This window comes from Bacillus sp. FSL P2-0099 (assembly GCF_038007445.1).
Taxonomy (GTDB): domain Bacteria; phylum Bacillota; class Bacilli; order Bacillales; family Bacillaceae_G; genus Bacillus_A; species Bacillus_A mycoides.
In genome coordinates this window covers 310,001-333,546 of sequence record NZ_JBBOXE010000001.1, presented here as the reverse complement: position 1 = coordinate 333,546, position 23,546 = coordinate 310,001, and the positions used below count along the sequence as shown (strand labels likewise).

18 protein-coding genes, 2 rRNA genes, 1 pseudogene and 1 riboswitch (1 of these 22 cut by a window edge) are annotated in these 23,546 nt (G+C 39.4%); of the genes and pseudogenes, 4 read left to right on the top strand and 17 right to left on the bottom strand.

Annotation, left to right across the window (positions count from 1 at the left end):
• Window positions 1-10 precede the first annotated feature (10 nt).
• From ligA to MKY90_RS01785, 3 genes are read right to left on the bottom strand one after another with little or no spacing between them, the layout of a single operon-like run.
• Window positions 11-2,020, bottom strand: a complete 2,010-nt coding sequence (gene ligA, locus MKY90_RS01795) for an NAD-dependent DNA ligase LigA (RefSeq protein WP_063217653.1) — start codon at window positions 2,018-2,020, stop codon at window positions 11-13.
• Window positions 2,021-2,035: 15 nt separating this feature from the next.
• Window positions 2,036-4,309, bottom strand: a complete 2,274-nt coding sequence (gene pcrA, locus MKY90_RS01790) for a DNA helicase PcrA (protein WP_341090165.1) — start codon at window positions 4,307-4,309, stop codon at window positions 2,036-2,038.
• A gap of 12 nt (window positions 4,310-4,321) precedes the next feature.
• Window positions 4,322-5,011 (bottom strand): heptaprenylglyceryl phosphate synthase, encoded by a 690-nt coding sequence (locus MKY90_RS01785; protein WP_002029470.1) that lies wholly within the window; start codon window positions 5,009-5,011, stop codon window positions 4,322-4,324.
• Between the two features lie 325 nt (window positions 5,012-5,336).
• Here MKY90_RS01785 and MKY90_RS01780 point away from each other — a divergent pair, with 325 nt between their 5' ends.
• The 3 genes from MKY90_RS01780 (at window position 5,337) to MKY90_RS01770 (ending at window position 6,966) form a co-directional block, all read left to right on the top strand.
• On the top strand, window positions 5,337-5,720 hold the full coding sequence (locus tag MKY90_RS01780) for a YgaP family membrane protein (protein WP_002167052.1): 384 nt from the start codon (window positions 5,337-5,339) through the stop codon (window positions 5,718-5,720).
• 220 nt (window positions 5,721-5,940) lie between these two features.
• Window positions 5,941-6,786: an SPFH domain-containing protein gene (locus MKY90_RS01775; RefSeq protein WP_341090163.1), complete on the top strand. Its 846-nt coding sequence runs from the start codon at window positions 5,941-5,943 to the stop codon at window positions 6,784-6,786.
• A gap of 15 nt (window positions 6,787-6,801) precedes the next feature.
• The gene (locus MKY90_RS01770; RefSeq protein ID WP_001085171.1) at window positions 6,802-6,966 is read left to right on the top strand and encodes a toxin-antitoxin system HicB family antitoxin; all 165 of its coding nucleotides are present in this window, start codon (window positions 6,802-6,804) and stop codon (window positions 6,964-6,966) included.
• 37 nt (window positions 6,967-7,003) lie between these two features.
• Here MKY90_RS01770 and purD read toward each other — a convergent pair whose 3' ends face one another.
• The 12 genes from purD to purE all read right to left on the bottom strand — a co-directional run bounded on the left by purD (window position 7,004) and on the right by purE (window position 20,214).
• A complete protein-coding gene (gene purD, locus MKY90_RS01765) occupies window positions 7,004-8,275 on the bottom strand; it encodes a phosphoribosylamine--glycine ligase (RefSeq protein WP_341090161.1) in 1,272 nt (423 codons plus the stop codon).
• A gap of 378 nt (window positions 8,276-8,653) precedes the next feature.
• The gene (gene purH, locus MKY90_RS01760) at window positions 8,654-10,189 is read right to left on the bottom strand and encodes a bifunctional phosphoribosylaminoimidazolecarboxamide formyltransferase/IMP cyclohydrolase (RefSeq protein WP_002167054.1); all 1,536 of its coding nucleotides are present in this window, start codon (window positions 10,187-10,189) and stop codon (window positions 8,654-8,656) included.
• 24 nt (window positions 10,190-10,213) lie between these two features.
• A complete protein-coding gene (purN, locus tag MKY90_RS01755) occupies window positions 10,214-10,801 on the bottom strand; it encodes a phosphoribosylglycinamide formyltransferase (protein WP_098168790.1) in 588 nt (195 codons plus the stop codon).
• Window positions 10,798-11,838, bottom strand: a complete 1,041-nt coding sequence (gene purM, locus MKY90_RS01750; protein WP_063217649.1) for a phosphoribosylformylglycinamidine cyclo-ligase — start codon at window positions 11,836-11,838, stop codon at window positions 10,798-10,800. Before purM ends, purN begins: the two co-directional genes overlap by 4 nt.
• A gap of 100 nt (window positions 11,839-11,938) precedes the next feature.
• On the bottom strand, window positions 11,939-13,354 hold the full coding sequence (gene purF / locus MKY90_RS01745; protein WP_002124870.1) for an amidophosphoribosyltransferase: 1,416 nt from the start codon (window positions 13,352-13,354) through the stop codon (window positions 11,939-11,941).
• The gene (gene purL, locus MKY90_RS01740; protein ID WP_002124868.1) at window positions 13,339-15,558 is read right to left on the bottom strand and encodes a phosphoribosylformylglycinamidine synthase II; all 2,220 of its coding nucleotides are present in this window, start codon (window positions 15,556-15,558) and stop codon (window positions 13,339-13,341) included. Before purL ends, purF begins: the two co-directional genes overlap by 16 nt.
• Window positions 15,542-16,225, bottom strand: a complete 684-nt coding sequence (gene purQ, locus MKY90_RS01735) for a phosphoribosylformylglycinamidine synthase subunit PurQ (protein WP_002140189.1) — start codon at window positions 16,223-16,225, stop codon at window positions 15,542-15,544. The genes purL and purQ overlap by 17 nt, the downstream gene beginning before the upstream one ends.
• Entirely contained in the window at window positions 16,222-16,476 is a 255-nt protein-coding gene (gene purS / locus MKY90_RS01730; protein ID WP_000278823.1) for a phosphoribosylformylglycinamidine synthase subunit PurS, read from the bottom strand. Before purS ends, purQ begins: the two co-directional genes overlap by 4 nt.
• On the bottom strand, window positions 16,469-17,188 hold the full coding sequence (gene purC / locus MKY90_RS01725; RefSeq protein WP_002029482.1) for a phosphoribosylaminoimidazolesuccinocarboxamide synthase: 720 nt from the start codon (window positions 17,186-17,188) through the stop codon (window positions 16,469-16,471). The genes purS and purC overlap by 8 nt, the downstream gene beginning before the upstream one ends.
• Window positions 17,189-17,276: 88 nt before the next feature.
• Entirely contained in the window at window positions 17,277-18,584 is a 1,308-nt protein-coding gene (gene purB, locus MKY90_RS01720) for an adenylosuccinate lyase (protein ID WP_002139387.1), read from the bottom strand.
• Window positions 18,581-19,732, bottom strand: a complete 1,152-nt coding sequence (gene purK, locus MKY90_RS01715; protein WP_341090157.1) for a 5-(carboxyamino)imidazole ribonucleotide synthase — start codon at window positions 19,730-19,732, stop codon at window positions 18,581-18,583. Before purK ends, purB begins: the two co-directional genes overlap by 4 nt.
• Window positions 19,729-20,214, bottom strand: a complete 486-nt coding sequence (gene purE, locus MKY90_RS01710; RefSeq protein WP_002167058.1) for a 5-(carboxyamino)imidazole ribonucleotide mutase — start codon at window positions 20,212-20,214, stop codon at window positions 19,729-19,731. The genes purK and purE overlap by 4 nt, the downstream gene beginning before the upstream one ends.
• 110 nt (window positions 20,215-20,324) lie before the next feature.
• Window positions 20,325-20,426, bottom strand: a riboswitch (purine riboswitch).
• Between the two features lie 298 nt (window positions 20,427-20,724).
• Here purE and MKY90_RS01705 point away from each other — a divergent pair.
• Window positions 20,725-20,978 (top strand): annotated as a pseudogene (locus tag MKY90_RS01705) (hypothetical protein).
• Between the two features lie 43 nt (window positions 20,979-21,021).
• Here MKY90_RS01705 and rrf read toward each other — a convergent pair.
• Window positions 21,022-21,137: ribosomal RNA gene (gene rrf / locus MKY90_RS01700) — 5S ribosomal RNA — on the bottom strand.
• A 49-nt stretch (window positions 21,138-21,186) separates the two neighbouring features.
• Window positions 21,187-23,546, bottom strand: a 23S ribosomal RNA gene (locus MKY90_RS01695) (it continues 562 nt past the right edge of the window).

Genomic DNA, 23,546 nt, shown 5'->3' with positions numbered 1-23,546 from the left:
TTTGCACCTCTTACTTATTCAGCTCTTGTAAGAACCTCTCTTCATTCCAAACTTCAACATTGTGCTTCTCTGCTTGCGCTAATTTCGAGCCTGCAGCTTCACCAGCAACAAGTAAATCCGTACTTTTACTAACACTTCCTGTTACTTTTCCGCCTAATGCCTCAATTTTCTTCTTCGCTTCACTGCGGCCCATAACTTCTAATTTCCCTGTTAAGACGACAGTTTTTCCTGCGAAGTACGATTCAACATTTTGTAAATCAGCAATTTTTATACCTTTGTATGCCATGTTCACGCCATACTCTTTAAATTGTTGTAATAGCTCTAATACGTCTTCATTATCGAAATACGTTACAACGGATTGAGCCATTTTTTCACCAATCTCATTAATTGTTTTTAATTCTTCTTCCGTCGCTTTCACAAGCTCATCCATCGTTTCGAAATGCTCAGCAAATGTACGTGCCGCTTTCGCACCGACATGACGAATACCAAGACCGAATAATAATCGCTCTAATGAGTTTTCCTTAGAATTATCAATTGCTTGGACTAAATTTGTTGCTGATTTTTCACCGAAACGTTCTAGCTCTAATAATTGCTCTTTCGTCAATGAATATAAATCAGCAAACGTACGAATATAATCCGCATCAAAGAGTTGTGTAATTACACGTTCTCCAAGTCCATCAATATTCATTGCATTTCTTGAAACGAAATGGATTAATCCTTCACGAATTTGAGCTGGGCAAGTCGGATTTATACATCGAAGTGCTACTTCTTCTTCTAAACGAACAAGTTCACTCTCACATGCTGGACAATGCGTTGGCATATGATATTCTTCTTCCTCACCAGTACGCTTATCAAAAATAACGTTCACAACTTCAGGAATGATATCTCCAGCCTTTTTCACAACAACGTAGTCACCAATTCGAATATCCTTTTCACGAATTAAATCTTCGTTATGTAAAGAAGCACGACGAACGATAGTACCAGCCACTCTAACTGGCTCGAGCTCTGCAGTTGGTGTTACAACTCCTGTGCGGCCGACACTTAATTCAATCCCTGTTAATCTCGTCACAACTTCTTCAGCTGGGAATTTATAAGCTATTGCCCATCTTGGACTCTTTGCTGTAGTTCCTAAGCTTTCTTGAATAGCAACATCGTCTACTTTTATAACGATTCCGTCAATCTCATAATCAAGATGCGGGCGTTTTTCTTGCCACTCTTCTACATAGGCTATTACGTCTTCAATTGTTTCACATGTACGACGATTTGGATTCGTCTTAAATCCAAGCTCACCTAAGAAATCCAGTGATTCACTGTGGGATGGAATTGTTTTTTCTTCTACATTAGCAAGACCATACACAAACATAGATAAGTTACGCTTCGCTGCAATTTTCGGATCAAGTTGGCGTATCGATCCTGCTGCCGCATTACGTGGATTCGCAAATACATCTTCACCATTTTGCTCTTTTTCCTCATTTAATTTAACGAATGAACGCTTCGGCATATAAGCCTCGCCTCGTGCTTCTAACGTTACTTCTTCATTTAAACGCAGCGGGATAGCTTTAATCGTTTTTAAGTTTTGGGTAATATCTTCACCCGTTATACCATCACCACGTGTTGCTCCTTGAATGAAGCGTCCTTTTTCATAATGAAGTGAAACAGCAAGTCCGTCAATTTTTAATTCGCATATATATCTTACATTCGCATCATCAATTCCCTGATGTACTCTTCGATCAAAATCACGCAAATCTCCTTCATTAAACGCGTTTCCTAAACTTAACATTGGTGATTTATGCGTTACCTTTTCAAATATATCAAGAACAGTCCCCCCAACGCGAATGGAGGGAGAGTCTTCACTCATAAACTCTGGGTTCTCTGCTTCTAATTTTATAAGCTCCTGCATATCACGGTCATATTCCGCATCAGAAACAGAAGGATTGTCTAATACGTGATATTGATAGTTAAATGTATTTAACAAATCACGCAGTTCTTCTATACGTTTTTTGGCTATCTCTTTTGACATATCCTCAGTCCTTTCCTATTGTTTCGTCACAGGTGCAAATTTTGCTAATAAACGTTTAATACCAATTGGGCTTGGGAACGCAATATCTAATTCTTTTGAATCTCCTTCACCCTTTACACTTACAACTGTACCGACTCCCCACTTTTGGTGAGCAGCTTTATCGCCTATTCCCCAGCCAATTTGCTCGCCACCTGTCGTCTTAACAGCCGGACGTGCGAAAGCTGAACGAGAACGTGTTGTAGTTGTAGTTGTAGTTGTAGTTGTAGTTGTAGTTGTCATTTTACTTGTACTTGTCGTTCTGCCTTTTGCACCAAACGAAGTTTCACGCTTCGGCGCTGTTTCATTTAACGATTCTACTAGCTCTGCCGGGATTTCTGTAATAAATCGAGAGGCAGCGTTCATACTTGTTCTACCAAATAAAGTACGCATTTGAGCATTGGATAAGTATAGCTCTTCTTCTGCACGAGTAATACCTACATAGGCAAGACGACGCTCTTCTTGCATTTCATCCTCTTCCATAAGAGAACGAGTATGCGGGAATATCCCTTCCTCTAAGCCAACAATAAAGACAACTGGGAACTCTAATCCTTTTGCTGAGTGCATCGTCATTAAAATAACTTCTTCACCAGCAGTTGGATCTTCATCTACACGATCAATATCAGCAACAAGAGCTAAGTCTGTTAAGAATGCAACAAGGCTCTTATCTTCGCTTTGGGATTCAAATGTTTGTGTAACAGATAAAAACTCGTCTAAGTTTTCTAAACGACCTTCTGCTTCTAAAGAACGCTCATTTTTCAACATATCGCGATAGCCTGTCTTCTCAATAACTTCTTCTACTAATTCTGTAACAGATAAATACTCTTGCATATTTACCCAGTTGTGTAATAAACTTGCGAATTCTTTTACTGCTTTTGTTATTTTTGCACTTACACCAACATGCTCAATCTCATCAAATACAGCAGTTAATGAGATTCCGTTTTGCACACCATAATTAATAATTTTATCGATAGAAGTCGCACCAATCCCGCGCTTTGGCATGTTTATAATACGTCCAAAACTAATCTCATCATCTGGATTCCCAATTAAACGTAAGTACGCCAAAATGTCTTTAATCTCTTTACGGTCGTAGAACTTAGTACCTCCGACAATTTTGTAAGGGATATTAGATTTCAGGAAAATCTCCTCAATCATACGAGACTGGGCATTTGTACGATATAACACTGCAAAATCAGTATATTTTCGGTTCCCCATTTGAATATCGTCACGAATTTTTTTCGCAACAAAATACGCTTCGTCCTTTTCGGTTGCAGCACGATAATACGAGATTTTGCTTCCAATTTGATTTTCTGTCCATAATTTCTTCGGTTTACGGTTTGAATTTTTTTCAATTACAGCATTAGCTGCATTTAAAATATTTTGTGATGAACGATAGTTTTGTTCTAACAGAATAACTTGTGCATTCTCATAGTCTTTTTCGAATGACAAAATGTTAGAAATGTCAGCCCCGCGCCAGCGGTAAATAGACTGATCCGAATCACCAACAACACAAAGGTTTTTAAAACGTGATGCCAAATGTTTAACAAGAAGGTACTGAGCTTTGTTCGTATCTTGATACTCATCAACGTGAATATATTGGAATTTACGCTGATAAAACTCTAGTACTTCTGGAACACGTTCAAATAGCTGAATCGTCGTCATAATTAAATCATCAAAGTCTAATGAGTTATTTTTCAAAAGACGTTTTTGATATTCTGTATATACATCGCTCGTTAATTTTTCATATGGATCAGCGGTTGTAATTTTTTTTGCATATTTATCTGCAGATAACAGTTCATTTTTCGCATTGCTAATACCCGCTAAAATAGAGCGCGGCTCAAACTTCTTCGGGTCAATATTGCGCTCCTTCATAATTTTTTTTACTACAGTTAACTGATCACCTGAATCTAAGATTGTAAAGTTACGATTAATACCAATGCGGTCAATATCACGTCGTAAAATACGTACGCACATAGAGTGGAACGTAGAAATCCAAATATCTTCTGCTTCTGGTCCAACAAGTTTATCAATACGCTCACGCATTTCACGAGCAGCTTTATTTGTAAAGGTAATTGCTAGTACATTCCATGGCGCCACACCTTTTTCACCAAGTAAATATGCAATACGGTGTGTTAACACACGTGTTTTCCCACTACCTGCGCCTGCCATTAATAGAAGTGCTCCATTTGTTGTTTGTACTGCTTTTTGTTGCTGCGGATTTAAACCATTTAATAACTTATCTGTCGTACTCATATGTGCCTGCACCTACTCTCCTTTTACTGCTTTAACTGTTTTTAATGCCGATTTTATATCATCATAAATAATATTTCCAACAACTACTGTATCAGCATACTGCGCCATTTCTTTCGCTTGTTCTGCATTAGAAATACCACCGCCATAATATAGCTTAGCTTGTTTCAATTCTGCTTTTACATTTTTAACAAGCTCAATGTCTCCATAGGTCCCGCTATATTCTAAATAGAATATCGGTAAATGTAATAGCTTGTCTGCTAAACGCGCATATGCAATAACATCATCTTCTGTTAAATCACATTTTGCATCTGTAAGCTGGGCTACTTTCGCTTCTGGGTTTAAAACACAATACCCTTCCATGTAAATTTCGTCCCAGTCCATAATATCCCCAAATTCTTTCAATGCCTCATGATGAACACCTGTTACCCATTCTACTTTTCGGCTATTTAAAACACTTGGGATGTAATAGAAATCAAATCCTGGTGTAATTGCCTCCACATCAGAAACCTCTAACACACAAGGCACTGCATATCTACGAATGCTAACTAGCATGTGTAATACGTTATCAATTGTTATACCGTCACTTCCGCCTACAATAACAGCATCCGTTCCAGATTCACAAATCATTTCTAAATGTTCGTCACTTAACTCCTTATTTGGATCAAGCTTAAATACATGTTTCCATTTGGAAATATCGTACATGAAAACACCCTTTCTTTTCTCTAGTTATATAATTTCTGTTCAAAATAACAGTTAATTTTTATCAAGATTTTTTACATTCCTTGCTATATCTTTACCAGACTGGCGTATGCAACGATGAAATGCGGCAGCTATCTTTACCGGACTTTTTGAACTTCCTTTTACGCATTCTTTCATTATAACAAAAAAAGCTACCTACACACACGCCCAATCCAACATCTTTTTCAACGTCAAATGTTGGATTACATATCAAAAAACTTATACGGAATACTAACAAATGAAATAGTATTTTCTATTTCGAAGTTAATTAAAAAGGAGTGTTTTTCTAATGAAGCAAAACATCGGCACAATTAGTGCTCTAATTCGAATTACACTCGGACTCATCCTCTTCGGTTGTAGTACAGCTAAACTCGTACGTAAACCTTGGTGCACTTGGTCTAAAGTTTTGCTATGGATTGGTGCCATGAAAATTGCGGAGGGGATCGTTCGTTTCTGCCCTATTGTTGAAGCCTGTAAGTTTGGAAAATATATGAATATGAGCGCATTTAAAATGCCTAGCATGAATTTCACTGAAAAAGGACATAATAAAGAAGAAGTTAATTCAGCTTCCAGTCATGACAAGCCAAAGGCAAAGTCAGATGGAAGTTATGACACTTCTGATAAAGAGATTGAGTCAGCGATTGAAGAATTAATCCTGGCAAAACCGCTTTGAATCATTTGTCACGATGCAAGATGCTCTCAAAGGGACTTAGCTGCTGCAGTGGGCAGCTAAGTCTTCTTTATTTTACCACGAAACAGAACGTACATTCTTGTTTTCACCCTTAAAACGTACATAAAAGATATCAAACAATAAAATTCAGAAAATTAGGTGTAACCCTCTTGCATGTAATGATATAAAAATGATATCATTTTTATATCAAGGAGGCGATCATATGAAAGAAAAACAAGTATTTTATGTTAATGGATTTCTCGGCGTTATTGGAATTTTAGTTTTAGCCGCTATCGGTGTATTTTGCCTTGTACAAGAAATGTTTGTAATAGCTATTTTAGCTCTCATATTAGCATCAGTTTTAGCTACAGGTATCGGTATCGTTCAACCGAATCAAGCGAAAGTTATTACGTTCTTCGGTAGTTATTTAGGAACAATTCGTCAAAATGGTTTATTTTTAACAATTCCATTCGCTTTTCGTCAAACTGTATCTTTACGTGTTGAAAACTTTAACAGTAAGAAATTAAAAGTAAACGATGTTGAGGGCAATCCAATTGAAATTGCAGCCGTTATCGTATATAAAGTTGTTGATTCCGCAAAAGCAATGTTTGGTGTTGAGCATTACGATCGATTCGTAGAAATTCAAAGTGAAACAGCAATCCGCCACGTTGCTACAAAATATCCTTATGATAATTTCCAAGATGAAACTTGCATCACGTTACGAGGAAATACTGAAGAGATCTCTGAAGAATTAAAGCGTGAGTTAGAAGAACGACTTGAAATCGCTGGCGTAGAAGTATTAGAAACTCGTTTAACACATTTAGCTTACGCAACAGAAATTGCCCATGCAATGCTCCAGCGTCAACAAGCAAAAGCAGTATTAGCTGCTAGAAAAGAGATTGTTGAAGGTGCTGTGAAGATGGCGAAAGATTCAATCCATATGTTAGATGAAGAAGGCGTACTGGAACTCGATGACGAGCGTAAAGCAAATATGGTGAACAATTTATTAGTTGCCATCGTTTCAGATAAAGGTGCGCAACCAGTTATTAATACAGGAAGCCTATACTAAAGGTTGTAAGTGATTATGGCCAAAAAGAAAAGCTTTCCATTACGTATTGATCCTGAATTACACGCAGTCATCGAAAAATGGGCGAATGATGAGTTTCGTAGCGTCAATGCACACATCGAGTATTTACTTCGAGAAATGGCAAAGCAAAAAGGGAAATTAAAAAAAGATAAAGATGCATAAAAAATCCCGCTGAGAAATCAGCGGGATTTTTTATATATTAGCTTCTCGTCATCTCATGCCCAATTGCACGATATCCTATATCACTTCGGTAAAATAAACCATCACTCTCAATTTTACCGATTTCTTTATAGACCTTATCTTTCGCTTCTTGTAAATTATTCGCCTTACAAGCAACAAATAATACACGGCCACCGTTTGTTACAAAGTCACCATGTTTCATCGCTGTACCCGCATGGAAAACTATTACATCTTGCAGTGCATCTAATCCGTTAATAATTTCACCTTTTTTATATGCTTCTGGATATCCTTTCGAAGCAAGTACGACACCAATAACTGCTTCCTTTGACCATTGTAACGTTAATTCACTTTCATCTAATACAGCGTTACATACATCAACTAAATCATTTTCTAAGCGTGGTAATACAACTTCCGTTTCAGGATCGCCAAAGCGTGCATTGAACTCAATTACCTTTGGACCATCATTCGTTAAAATAAGCCCCGCATATAAAATTCCTGTAAACGAACGATTTTCTTGGATCATCGCTTTAGCAGTTGGCTGTAATACTCTTTGAATCGCTTCTTGAACCGCTGATTCCGGAATTTGTGGTACTGGGGAATATGCACCCATTCCGCCTGTATTAGGACCTTTATCAGCATCAAAAGCGCGTTTATGATCTTGAGCAATTACCATCGGATGTACGGTTGTTCCATTTACGAATGCCATTAATGAAAATTCTTGTCCATCTAAAAACTCCTCAATAACGACCTTCTTGCTTGCTTCACCGAATTTCACATCTTGCAGCATTTCTTTCACAGCTTGTAATGCATCTTCAAGCGTCATTGCTACGGTTACACCTTTACCAGCAGCTAACCCATCTGCCTTAATTACGATCGGTGCACCAACTTTCTGAATGTACTTTACTGCCTCTTCATAGTCTGTAAAAGTTTCATATGCCGCAGTTGGAATATCATACTTTTTCATCAATTCTTTTGTAAAAGCTTTACTACCTTCAATAACCGCAGCCGCTTTATTAGGTCCAAATACACGAAGTCCCTCTTCCTTAAAGCGATCAACGATTCCATTCATAAGTGGAATTTCTGGTCCAACGAAAGTTAAGCCTACATTGTTTTCTTTTGCGAATAAGACTAATGCATCAAAATCATTCTCATCAATATCAACTGGTGTTGCAACGTCTCGCATACCTTCATTACCTGGCGCTACATATACTTTTTCTACCTTTTCAGATTGTGCAAATTTCCAAACTAAAGCATGCTCACGTCCACCACGGCCGATTACTAAAACATTCATATTTCATCCCCCAATAATTAAATAAGTACAAACTAGAAGCTATGCTCCTAGTTTGTTTTCATATCAATAAAAGTTTAAAAAGGAGGATCGAGAGAACCGAGCAGGTCGAGGCGCATTTGCCAGGAGGACACGGAGTGTAGCTTTCCTACATGAGTACCGCACTGGCATTGCAACGACGACATGCGACAGTTATCTTGACCGGACTTTTTAAACAACCGTATCAATAGAAAGTTAAAAAGGAGGATCAAGAGAACCGAGCAGGTCAAGGCGCATTTGCCAGGAGGACACGGAGTGTAGCTTTCCTACATGAGTACCGCACTGGCATTACAACGACGACATGCGACAGTTATCTTGACCGGACTTTTTTAACATCCTCTATTAGTGTTTGAAATGACGTACGCCAGTGAACACCATAGTAATCCCATACGCATCTGCCATTTTAATAGAATCTTCATCACGAATCGATCCGCCTGGTTGGATGATTGCTGTAATTCCAGCTTTTGCTGCTTCTTCTACTGTATCTGGCATTGGGAAGAAAGCATCAGATGCAAGTGCGCTACCTTGTGCTTTTTCGCCAGCTTGTGTAATTGCGATTTTTGCAGAACCTACACGGTTCATCTGTCCCGCGCCTACACCAACTGTCATGTTATCATTCGCTAAAACAATTGCATTTGATTTCACATGTTTTACAACTTTCCAAGCTAGTTTTAAATCTTTCCATTCTTGCTCTGATGGTTCACGTTTCGTTGGAATTGAAATTGCGTCCTCATCTAATGATAACGTATCTTCTTCTTGAACAAGAAGACCACCTTGTACAGAAGTTAGTTTTTTGCTTGCACTTGTCGCTTTTTCAATATTTACAGTTAGTAAGCGTAAGTTCTTCTTACTTTGCAACACTTCTAAAGCTTCTTGCGAGAACGAAGGAGCGATAACAATTTCTAAGAAAATTTCGTGTAACTTTTCTGCTGTAGCTTTATCAATTTCACGATTTGCTGCAATAATACCGCCGAAGATTGATACTGGATCCGCTTCATAAGCACGAGTATATGCTTCGTGAATATCAGTTCCTACTCCAACACCACATGGATTCATATGTTTTACCGCTACTACTGCTGGTTCTGTAAATTCTTTCACGATGCTAAGTGCTGCATCCGCATCGTTGATATTGTTATAAGATAATTCTTTACCGTGTAATTGTTCTGCGTATGCAACAGAAGAAGTTGCTGCGAATGGCGCTTTATAGAATGTCGCTTTTTGATGTGGATTTTCGCCATAGCGTAAATCTTGTTTTTTCTCAAATGTCACCGTTACTGTTTCAGGGCTTTCTTCGCCCATTTGCTCTGTTAAGTAGTTAGAAATTAACGCATCATATGCCGCTGTATGACGGAATACTTTCGCTGCTAATTTACGTTTCGTTTCCTCTGTTACTTCACCGTTCTCTTTCAGTTCTGCTAATACAACATCATAATCTACTGGATCTACAATTACCGATACAAATTTATGATTTTTCGCAGCAGAGCGAATCATTGTTGGGCCACCGATATCAATATTTTCAATTGCATCAGCAAATGTTACATCAGGCTTAGCGATTGTTTCTTTAAATGGGTATAAGTTAACAACAACAAAATCAATTGGTTGAATACCTAATTCATTCATTTGCGCTACATGCATTTCATTATCACGAACTGCTAATAGACCACCATGAATATTTGGATGTAATGTTTTTACACGACCATCCATAATTTCTGGGAAACCAGTTACTTCAGAAATACCAATTACTTGCAAACCGTTTTCTTCTAATAATTTTTTCGTACCACCTGTTGAAATAACTTCAATCCCTTGTTCAAGTAAACCTTTAACAAATTCTACTACTCCTGTTTTATCTGAAACACTTACTAATGCACGCTTTTTCATTTATCCTTCACCCCTGGTTGTATGTTAGTTAACAGTTGGTTTTTTCACAGACTGAACAATTTGATTCACTGTATTTACGTATAATTTATGTTCAACTTGTTGAATTTTCTTTTGTAAGCTTTCTCTCGTATCCCCTTCAGAAACAACTACTGCTCCTTGTGCAATAATTGGACCTGTATCCATACCTGCATCTACATAGTGAATCGTTACTCCGGTTACTTTCACACCCGCTTCTAACGCTTGACCAACAGCATCTTTCCCTGGAAAACTCGGTAGTAGTGATGGATGAATATTAATAATTTTCCCGCCGTACGCTTCTAGTAAAGTCGTTCCAATTAAACGCATATATCCAGCTAAAATAACATAATCAATTTCATACTCTTCTAGCTTTTTTAATATCTCTTTTTCAAATGCTTCTTTTGACTCATATGCTTTCGCTGAAAAGGAAAAACACGGAATATGGTGATAGTGTGCCCGTCCAATAGCGCGTGCCTCTGGTTTATCACATACTAATAAACTAATATCTGCATCCAATATTTTGTCTTCTACCGCATTAATGAGAGATTGAAAGTTAGAGCCGCTCCCAGAAGCAAAAACTGCTAATCTACTCATACTTCCGTTCCCTCAATAAAGGTAACATCAGACCCTTGTACAGTGTGTCCAATAATATGAGCTTTCTCGCCTTGTTCCTCAAGAAGACGAACAATATCTTTTGCCTCTTCTTCCTTTACTGCTACTACCATACCAATACCCATGTTAAAAATATTGAACATTTCTTTCTCTTCTAGTTTTCCAACTTCTTGAAGTAAACTGAAGATCGGTTGAACTTGCCAAGATCCTAATTCAATTTCCGCACCGATTCCTTCTGGCAACATACGTGGAATATTTTCAATGAACCCGCCACCTGTAATATGCGCCATACCGTATACTTCATGTTTCTTCAATAGTTCTAAAATAGGTTTGACATAAATTTTCGTTGGTTTTAATAATTCTTCACCAAGAGGTAGTTCTAGGCGGCCGTAAATACGGTCTAAAGATAGTTCTCCATCTTCTAGTAATACTTTTCGTACTAAAGAATAACCGTTACTATGAATACCGCTAGATGCTAAGCCAATTAATACGTGACCAGCTTCAATTTTTTCACCTGTTACAATTTTCTTTTTATCAACAATTCCAACTGTAAAACCAGCTAAATCGTATTCTTCTGTAGAATACATTCCTGGCATTTCAGCTGTTTCTCCACCAATTAATGCACAACCAGCTTGGCGACAGCCCTCTGATATACCTTTGACGATGTTTTCAATTTTACTAGGTTCAGCTTTACCACAAGCAATATAATCAAGGAAGAAAAGCGGCTCTGCTCCTTGGACAACAATATCATTTACACACATTGCTACTGCATCAATACCAATTGTGTCATGTTTATCTGCCATAAAAGCGAGCATCAATTTCGTTCCCACGCCATCTGTTCCAGATACTAATACAGGTTCTTCTAATGCAAATTTTGATAGATCAAACATACCTCCAAAACCGCCTAAACCGCCTAGCACTTCTTTTCTCATAGTTGTTTGTACGTGTTTTTTCATGCGAGATACCGCTTCATATCCAGCTTCAATATCTACTCCTGCTTGCTTATATGCATTCGCCATCGTTTTTTACACCTCGTCTTTTAATTTCTCCCCATCCAGGGCGGCCGTTCTAAGAAAGAAGCTAGCTTCTACATCAAAAGAAGTAGAAGCTTTTTTCTTCTTATTTCATACTTTCTAAAAGCTCTTGCTCATAATCATAAAGAGCTGTTGGATAGTCTCCATTGAAGTAAGCCATACATAGACCACCGTATTTTCCTTCATATGGGCGTCCAATTGCATCTACTAATCCATCTTCACTTAAAAATGTTAGTGAATCTGCTCCGATGATTTGACGGATTTCTTCTATTGAATTATTTGCTGCGATTAATTCTTTTCTCGTTTGAATATCAATGCCATAGAAGCATGGATACTTAAGAGGTGGTGAAGCAATTCTTACATGGACTTCTGTCGCTCCAGCCTCGCGAAGCATACGAACAATTCGTTTACTTGTCGTTCCTCTTACGATAGAATCGTCAATCATAACAACTCGTTTTCCTTCAACTACGCCTCTTACTGCTGAAAGCTTCATCTTAACCCCTTGCTCACGCAGTTCTTGAGAAGGTTGAATAAACGTACGTCCAACGTAACGATTTTTAATTAACCCTAACTCATACGGAATTCCTGTCGCCTCCGCATAACCAATTGCTGCTGAAATACTAGAGTCTGGTACACCAGTAACAACATCAGCTTCAATAGGAGCTTCCGCCGCTAAACGTTTCCCCATGTTTTTACGTGCTGCATGAACATTAATACCAGCTATATTAGAATCTGGACGTGCAAAGTAAATGTATTCCATACTGCAAATCGCATGGTCTACTTCATTTGTAAAACGATCTACGTGAATTCCTTCATCATTGATAATAAGCAATTCACCAGGTTCTACATCACGAATGTATGTTGCACCAACTACATCGAAAGCACATGTTTCCGATGCTACAACGTAAGCATCCCCCATCTTTCCAATTGAAAGAGGACGGAATCCATTTGGATCTAGCGCAACGATCATTTCATTTCCAGTTAGTAAAAGATATGCAAACGCACCTTTCACTTTATTTAGAGCCTCTTTTACACTATCAATTAAAGAATCTTTTGTACTACGCTTAATGAGGTGTAAAAGTACTTCTGTATCTGAACTTGTTTGAAAAATACTTCCCTCTGCCTCTAATTCACGACGAAGCATTTTTGCATTAATTAAATTTCCGTTATGAGCTAACGCCATGCTATGATCGGAAAAACGGAATAATAATGGTTGAACGTTAGCAACTTCACTTCCACCAGCTGTTGCATATCGTACGTGTCCAATTGCTGATTTCCCGTTTAATCCCTCTAGCTCACCTCTTGAAAACACTTCTGATATTAAACCTAACCCCTTGTGACCGATGATTTTTTCCCCATTATTTACAACAATGCCTGCGCCCTCTTGCCCACGGTGCTGCAAACTGTGCAATCCGTAGTACGAAACTTGTGCTGCATTTTCATGCCCCCAAATTCCAAAAACGCCACATTCTTCATTTAACCCCTTTATTTCAGCAAGCATGGGATTGCCCCTTTCCAAGCCTTTCTCATTTCATCTACATTTGCTGTAAGTAATACTTCATTTTCTTCATTATGAATTGTTACTTCATTTGTATTTGTCACTTCTCCAACTTGAATTGCTTCAACAACTTTCTCAAATGCTTCTTTATTTTCACGTTTTACGGTTATAACGAAGCGCGATTGTGATTCTGCAAATAATACTGCTGTTGCTTCTCCGTCTAATTTCACAGTAGCACCTAAACCGTTAGCACCAATTGCACTTTCAGTAATTGCAACTGCTAAACCACCTTCTGCAACATCATGTGCAGATTGAACAAGGCCAGCTTGAATTGCTGCTAGTACTTGCTTTTGGCGTTTTAATTCTACATCTAGATCGATGCTTGGTGATTGACCGAAAATTTTTCCGTAGATCATTTTCTGTAATTCACTTCCGCCAAACTCAGCTTTCGTCTCTCCGATTACATAAACTAAATCGCCAGCTTGTTTAAATTCTTGTGTTGTTACGTGTTTTAAATCGTGTACAAGTCCAACCATCCCAACAGTTGGTGTTGGATATACAGCTTCACCACTACGCTCGTTATACATTGATACATTCCCGCCGATAACTGGCGTTTGTAACTTGCGGCAAGCTTCACTCATACCGTCTACTGATTTCTCAATTTGCCAGAAGATCTCTGGTTTTTCTGGGTTACCGAAGTTTAAGCAATCTGTAATTGCAAGTGGCTCTCCGCCAGAACATACGATATTACGTGCTGCCTCTGCTACTGCAATTTTACCGCCCACTTCTGGATCTAAATAAATGTAGCGAGAGTTACAATCTGTCGTCATTGCTAATCCTTTTTCTGTACCGCGTACACGTATAACCGCTGCATCTGAACCTGGTGTAACGATTGTGCTAGTGCGCACTTGATAATCATATTGATCATATACCCACTCTTTACTTGCAATCGTTGGTTGTTGTAATAAAGATAATAACGTTTCTTTATAATCTTCTACTTTTGGTGTTTCCATTTTCATCTGCTGGAACTCAGCAAAGTATGCTGCTTCTTTTGACGGTTTATGATAAATTGGTGCTTCTTCTGCAAGAGCATCCGCTGGTACTTCAGCTACCATTTCATCTTTATGGAATAATCGAAGCATTTTATCTTCAGTTACTTTCCCCATCGTAACTGCTGCAAGACCATACTTCTCAAATAAATCTACTATTTCTTGCTCTCTACCTTTTTTCACAACGATTAACATACGCTCTTGTGATTCAGATAACATCATTTCATATGGAGTCATTCCAGTTTCACGCTGCGGTACATCATCTAAGTACATTTCAATACCCATACCTGCTTTACTTGCCATTTCTGCAGAAGATGATGTTAAACCAGCAGCTCCCATATCTTGAATTCCAACAAGTGCATCAGACTGAATAAGTTCTAAACATGCTTCAATAAGAAGTTTCTCCATAAATGGATCCCCTACTTGAACTGCCGGACGCTTCGCTTCTGAGCTTTCAGATAACTCTTCAGATGCGAATGTTGCACCGTGAATACCATCACGACCAGTTGATGCTCCTACGTACATTACTGTATTACCAGCACCATGTGCTTGCCCTTTTTTAATATCTTCATGATTAATTAGGCCTACACACATTGCATTTACAAGTGGATTTCCTTCATAACATGGATCAAACTGTACTTCGCCGCCAACAGTAGGAATACCAATGCAGTTACCGTATCCTGCGATTCCTGCTACTACTTCTTCAAATAAATATTTCACGCGTGGTGATTGTAATTCACCGAAGCGAAGTGAGTTTAATAGAGCTACCGGACGTGCTCCCATAGAGAATACATCGCGAATAATACCACCGACACCTGTCGCTGCCCCTTGATATGGCTCAATTGCAGAAGGATGGTTATGACTTTCCATTTTAAATACAACCGCTTGATTATCACCGATATCTACAATTCCAGCGCCTTCTCCAGGTCCTTGTAAGACACGCTCACCTGTCGTTGGAAACTTACGAAGAACTGGCTTTGAATTTTTATAACTACAATGTTCAGACCACATAACAGAGAATAGTCCCGTTTCTGTATAATTCGGCAAACGGCCTAAAATCTTTTCAACCATGGCAAACTCTTCGTCTGTTAGCCCCATTTCCGCATATATACGCTCTTCTTTAATTTGTGTTGGATTTGGCTCAAGCATTAACGACATATGTTTCCCTCCACTGTTTTAAGATAGATTGAAAGACTTTTAACCCTTCAGCACCGCCAAGTAATTCATCTACAGCACGCTCTGGGTGTGGCATCATACCAAGAACATTTCCTTTTTCATTTACAATACCTGCAATATCTGAAACGCTTCCATTCGGATTTTCTACGTAACGGAATGCGATTTGATTATTCTCTTCTAATTGTTTAAGAGTTGCTTCATCACAATAGTAATTCCCCTCACCATGTGCAATTGGAATATTGATTACTTCATTTTTTTCATATTGTGATGTAAACATAGTTTCATTATTTTCAACACGTAACTGAACCGTACGGCACATAAACTTTAAGTTTTCGTTTCTCATTAATGCTCCTGGTAGTAATCCTGATTCAACAAGAATCTGGAATCCATTACACACTCCTAAAATTGGCTTTCCTTGCTCAGCAGCCTTTTGCACCGCTTTCATTGCGTTAGCAAAGCGAGAGATAGCACCACAACGTAAATAGTCACCGTAAGAGAATCCACCTGGTAGTAAAATTGCATCATATTCATCTAAATTCTCTCTATCGTGCCAAACATAATCTACTTCTTCACCAAGCTCATCTTTAATTGCATGGAACATATCGACATCACAGTTCGAACCTGGGAATACTATGACTGCAAATTTCACTGTGCGACAACCTCCTCAACTTCATAACGGAAGTCTTCCATTACAACGTTTGCTAATAATTTTTCACACATTTCTTTTACCTTGCTATCCAGATCAGATACTGATTTATCAATTGTTAATTCCATATATTTTCCGATTCGAACGTCTTGTACTTCTGTAAATGAAAGACTATGAAGCGCTCCCTTTACCGCAGTTCCTTGTGGATCTAATACACTTTCTCTTAACGTTACATATACCTTAACTTTATACATGTGAAGCTCCCCCTAAACGTTTTAAAATTTCTTCATATGCTTCTGTTAAATTCCCAAGATCACGACGGAATACATCTTTATCAAATTTTTCATTGCTCGTTTCATCCCATAAACGGCAAGTATCTGGTGAAATTTCATCTGCTAATATGATTTCCCCTTCTTCTGTTACGCCAAACTCTAATTTAAAATCTACTAATCTTACACGACAGCTTGCGAAATGCTCAATCATCACTTGATTGATTTGTAGAGCTGCATCTCGTAATACGCTTACTTGCTCTGGTGTTGCAACATTTAACAAACGAATATGATCTTCCGTTACAAGTGGATCTCCTAAATCATCATCTTTGTAGTAAAATTCTACGATTGGTGTTGTAAGAGCAGTTCCTTCTTCCATTCCTAGTCTTTTTGAAAGACTACCTGCAATTACGTTTCTTGTGACAACTTCTAATGGAATAATACTCACCTTTTTGACAAGTTGTTCTGTATCAGATAACTTCTCCACAAAGTGTGTTTTAATTCCAACTTCTTGTAACTTTCTGAACAATAAAGTTGTAATCTCATTGTTCAAACGACCTTTTCCTGTAATTGTCGCTTTTTTCTCCCCATTGAAAGCAGTCGCACTATCTTTGTACTCTACCCAAACCATATCTGCTGCTTCTGTACGATAAATTCTTTTTGCCTTACCTTCATACAGCAATTCTAGCTTTTGCATTTCGCAAGCCCCCTGTAGTTTGAAAAATGTGAATAATATTTTTATAAAGAATGGCACAGAATGACTCTATTCTGTGCCATATGAAATTTTACGCTTCGTTTAATCCAAGGCGTTCAAAGATTGTATCAACGTGTTGCATATGATGTTCATAATTGAAACATTCGTTAATTTCTTCTTGCGTTAACTTACTTGTAATACGCTCGTCAGATTCTACAAGCTCTTTAAATTGTACTTGTGTTTCCCAAGCTTCCATTGCTTTAGGCTGTACGATATCATAAGCTTCTTCACGTACCAGACCTTTGTCAATTAGTGTAAGCATTACGCGCTGAGAGTAAATTAAGCCGTATGTTCTTGTCATATTGCGTTTCATATTCTCTGGGAATACAGTTAAGTTTTTAACGATATTACCAAAGCGATTTAACATGTAATTTAACGCGATTGTAGCATCTGGTAAAATTACGCGTTCTGCAGAAGAGTGAGAGATATCACGCTCATGCCATAACGGAACATTCTCGTAAGCTGTCATCATATAACCGCGGATAACACGAGCTAAACCAGTCATATTTTCAGATCCAATTGGATTACGTTTATGTGGCATTGCAGAAGAACCTTTTTGACCTTTTGCAAAAGCCTCTTCAACTTCACGTGTTTCACTCTTTTGTAAACCACGAATCTCAACTGCCATCTTTTCAACAGATGTTGCGATTAGTGCAAGTGTTGACATGTAATGTGCATGACGATCACGTTGCAATGTTTGTGTTGAAATTGGTGCTGCTTCTAATCCTAAGTTTTCACAAACATACTTTTCTACGAATGGATCAATATTTGCATATGTACCAACCGCACCAGATAATTTACCAACGCGAACTGTATCAGCAGCTTGTTTGAAACGCTCTACGTTACGTTTCATTTCTTCATACCAAAGACCAAGTTTTAAACCAAATGTTGTTGGCTCTGCATGTACACCGTGTGTTCTTCCCATCATGATCGTGTATTTATGCTCTTTCGCTTTATTAGCTAAAATACTAACAAAGTTTTCTAAGTCTTTTAACAAGATTTCATTTGCTTGTTTTAAGATATAAGATAACGCTGTATCTACTACGTCTGTAGATGTTAAACCGTAATGAACCCATTTACGTTCCTCGCCTAATGTTGGTGTTTCTGATACAGCACGAGTGAAAGCAACTACGTCATGACGTGTTTCTTTTTCAATTTCATAAATACGATCAATATCAAATGATGCATGTTCACGAATTTTTTTCACATCTTCTTTTGGAATATCGCCAAGCTCAGCCCATGCTTCACACGCTAAAATCTCAACTTCTAACCACGCTTTAAATTTGTTCTCTTCCGTCCAAATCGCACCCATTTCAGGGCGTGTATAACGATTAATCATCTTTTTCCCTCCAACAGTTGTTCTTGATGGTCCCAAATATGCAAACTCTTCGCTTTTTCTAGAGCGACTTCAATATTATCATTTAAAATATTAACATGCCCCATTTTTCGCTGTGCTTTTGCTTCTTCTTTTCCATACAAGTGTAAATAGCACCCGGTTAGTCTATTCACTTGTCCTAGGACCCCTTCTATATGTTCGCCTAAAATGTTAACCATGACAACTGGTTTTAACAAATTTGTTTCTCCAAGAGGTAAATTACAGATTGCTCGAATATGTTGACCAAATTGACTCGTTTCACATGCATCCTGTGTATAGTGTCCTGAATTGTGAGGTCTTGGTGCTAATTCATTAATGTAAATCTCACCGTCAGCTGTAGCAAACATCTCTACCGCTAGTGTTCCCACAAGTTCTAGTTCATCCGCAAGTACCTTTGCGTAAGCAATTGCTTTTTGAGAAAGTTCTTCTGTAATGCGGGCTGGAACGATAGATTCATGCAAAATGTTATTTACATGAATATTTTCCGCTACCGGAAATACTTTCGTTTCACCACTTACACTACGAATTACAATAACTGATACTTCTTTTTCAAAGGGCACCCATTTTTCTAGAATGCACTCTGCTTTATTAGTAAGTTCTTTTGCTCTCAAAACATCAGCTTCACTCTTTAAAACCACTTGCCCTTTACCATCGTATCCACCTGTCGTTGTTTTTAAGACAGAAGGGAAAGATAACTCTTTAATTGCTTCTGTAAGTTGATCTTGATTTTGAACCAATCTATACGATGCTACTGGTAACCCAGCTTTTTCAATTGCATTCTTTTCTGTAAAACGATTTTGCGTTTTATTTAACAACTGACTACCTTGTGGTAAGTAAGCATGTTTTTCAAGCCATTGTAAACATCTATAATCAATATTCTCAAATTCATATGTGACAACGTCGCTTATCTCTGCTAAATGCTGAATTGCTTTTAAATCGTCATATGGTGCAACGACTTCAACATCAGCAACTTGTGCACATGGTGAATGCTTTGTAGGATCTAAAACAGCAATTTTATAACCCATTTCCTTAGCTGCCAACGCCATCATTCTTCCAAGCTGGCCGCCTCCAATAATGCCGATTGTTTTTCCAGGTAAAATGATTCTCGTCATACTAGCTCACTACCTTCACGCACAGTTTTCTCAATAGCTTCTCGTCTCAACTCTAATGCATCATGTATATCATCATGAAATGATCCAAGTATTTGTGCAGCAAGTAATCCAGCATTCGTTGAACCAGCCTTACCAATTGCAACAGTTGCAACTGGAACCCCTCCTGGCATTTGGACAATGGATAATAACGAATCTAGGCCGTTTAACGCCTTTGATTGAACTGGAACACCAATTACAGGAAGATTTGTCTTCGCTGCAACCATTCCTGGTAAATGCGCTGCTCCACCAGCTCCAGCAATAATAACTTTTACTCCACGTTCACGAGCTGTTTCTGCATATTCAAACATATAATCCGGAGTCCGATGAGCGGATACAACTTTTTTCTCATACGGTATATTTAATTCATCTAAAATGTCACAAGCATATTTCATTGTTTCCCAGTCTGACGTGCTTCCCATTATGACTCCAACTAGTGATTTCATATTAGAATCCCCCCGATTCAAATAAAAAAAGCCTGAAATAGAACAGTTTCTCTTTTACTATGAGAGAAAGTGCTCTACTCAGGCATACGTATCCCTTGTGAATAGAAAAATACCGAGTGACTTTCCCTCATAGTCTAACGAATAACGGTCGTTAGGTAGAGACTTGCAGGCCATATCCCCGCGATTATATGAGGTCTTATATATTATTGTTTCTATGGCTATATTAACAATATTTCATAAACAATGTCAATAAATAATCGAATGTTTTTTTATTAGTCATCGATAACGTTCGTGTTTTAGTTATATTCAAAAGAAGAATTGCAACTATATGCAAGAAGGAAAGGGAATTAGAATATATATTTCTAGAGATCTATTTTACGTATAACTATTTATATAATACTTCAGTATGTTTTAATCAATATATATACTCTCTTGTGTTCTATACATCGATAGAACTTATATTATAACGATTTAATTTCAAAGGAGGAATAACCGTGAAAAAAAATAACTGTGCTATTATCCTATTTGTTTTTCTCTATTGCAGTAATTGCTGTAATTATTGAATGCTTATTTATATCATCCCATTTTTTCTACTCTCATTATTATGATAGAAATAATCTTTCCTATTCTTAGGGATTATTTTAGGAGCATTCGAAAAATCCGGAGCACAAAAAATCATTACCATTATTTTAAACTGCCTCTATTTCATTCTTTTTTCGTCTTTAGGATTATTAAATTTATGGATTTTAACCTTCGGTAAATAAAAATAAACACAAAAAAACCTAAGTCGAAACGACTTAGGTTTTTGCTTGGCGACGTCCTACTCTCACAGGGACAAGGTCCCAACTACCATCGGCGCTAGAGAGCTTAACTTCCGTGTTCGGTATGGGAACGGGTGTGACCTCTCTGCCATCATCACCAAACTGATGAAGGTATATTCCTTCAAAACTAGATAACATTGCTTCATATTATATGGTTAAGTCCTCGATCTATTAGTATTCGTCAGCTCCACATGTCACCATGCTTCCACCTCGAACCTATCAACCTGATCATCTTTCAGGGATCTTACTAGCTTACGCTATGGGAAATCTCATCTTGAGGGGGGCTTCATGCTTAGATGCTTTCAGCACTTATCCCTTCCGCACATAGCTACCCAGCTATGCCCTTGGCAGAACAACTGGTACACCAGCGGTGCGTCCATCCCGGTCCTCTCGTACTAAGGACAGCTCCTCTCAAATTTCCTGCGCCCACGACGGATAGGGACCGAACTGTCTCACGACGTTCTGAACCCAGCTCGCGTACCGCTTTAATGGGCGAACAGCCCAACCCTTGGGACCGACTACAGCCCCAGGATGCGATGAGCCGACATCGAGGTGCCAAACCTCCCCGTCGATGTGGACTCTTGGGGGAGATAAGCCTGTTATCCCCGGGGTAGCTTTTATCCGTTGAGCGATGGCCCTTCCATGCGGAACCACCGGATCACTAAGCCCGACTTTCGTCCCTGCTCGACTTGTAGGTCTCGCAGTCAAGCTCCCTTATGCCTTTGCACTCTACGAATGATTTCCAACCATTCTGAGGGAACCTTTGGGCGCCTCCGTTACACTTTAGGAGGCGACCGCCCCAGTCAAACTGCCCACCTGACACTGTCTCCCGGGTCGATAAGACCCGTAGGTTAGAATTTCAATACAGTCAGGGCGGTATCCCACCAGCGCCTCCACCGAAGCTAGCGCTCCGGTTTCAATGGCTCCCGCCTATCCTGTACAAACTGTACCAAAATTCAATATCAGGCTACAGTAAAGCTCCACGGGGTCTTTCCGTCCTGTCGCGGGTAACCTGCATCTTCACAGGTACTATAATTTCACCGAGTCTCTGGTTGAGACAGTGCCCAAATCGTTACACCTTTCGTGCGGGTCGGAACTTACCCGACAAGGAATTTCGCTACCTTAGGACCGTTATAGTTACGGCCGCCGTTTACTGGGGCTTCAGTTCAGAGCTTCGCTTACGCTAACCCCTCTCCTTAACCTTCCAGCACCGGGCAGGTGTCAGCCCCTATACTTCGCCTTACGGCTTCGCAGAGACCTGTGTTTTTGCTAAACAGTCGCTTGGGCCTATTCACTGCGGCTTTCCGTTAAGAAAGCACCCCTTCTCCCGAAGTTACGGGGTCATTTTGCCGAGTTCCTTAACCAGAGTTCTCTCGCACACCTTAGGATTCTCTCCTCGCCTACCTGTGTCGGTTTGCGGTACAGGCACCTTTTATCTCGCTAGAAGCTTTTCTTGGCAGCGGGGAATCAAAGACTTCGCTCCATAAGGAGCTTCCCCATCACAGCTCAGCCTTCACGATAAGCGGATTTGCCTACTTATCAGCCTAACTGCTTGGACGTGCACAACCAATCGCACGCTTCTTCTATCCTTCTGCGTCCCTCCATTGCTCAAACGATAAAGAGGTGGTACAGGAATATCAACCTGTTGTCCATCGCCTACGCCTGTCGGCCTCGGCTTAGGTCCTGACTAACCCTGAGCGGACGAGCCTTCCTCAGGAAACCTTAGGCATTCGGTGGACGGGATTCTCACCCGTCTTTCGCTACTCATACCGGCATTCTCACTTCTAAGCGCTCCACCAGTCCTTCCGGTCTGACTTCACTGCACTTAGAACGCTCCCCTACCACTGATACCATTGGTATCAATTCGCAGCTTCGGTGGTGTATTTAGCCCCGGTACATTTTCGGCGCAGAGTCACTCGACTAGTGAGCTATTACGCACTCTTTAAATGGTGGCTGCTTCTGAGCCAACATCCTAGTTGTCTAAGCAACTCCACATCCTTTTCCACTTAATACACACTTTGGGACCTTAGCTGGCGATCTGGGCTGTTTCCCTCTTGACTACGGATCTTATCACTCGCAGTCTGACTCCTAAGGATAAGTCATTGGCATTCGGAGTTTGACTGAATTCGGTAATCCGATGAGGACCCCTAGTTCAATCAGTGCTCTACCTCCAAGACTCTTACACTTAAGGCTAGCCCTAAAGCTATTTCGGGGAGAACCAGCTATCTCCAGGTTCGATTGGAATTTCTCCGCTACCCACACCTCATCCCCGCACTTTTCAACGTGCGTGGGTTCGGGCCTCCATTCAGTGTTACCTGAACTTCACCCTGGACATGGGTAGATCACCTGGTTTCGGGTCTACGACCACGTACTAAACGCCCTATTCAGACTCGCTTTCGCTGCGGCTCCGCCTCTTCAGCTTAACCTCGCACGGGATCGTAACTCGCCGGTTCATTCTACAAAAGGCACGCCATCACCCATTAACGGGCTCTGACTATTTGTAGGCACACG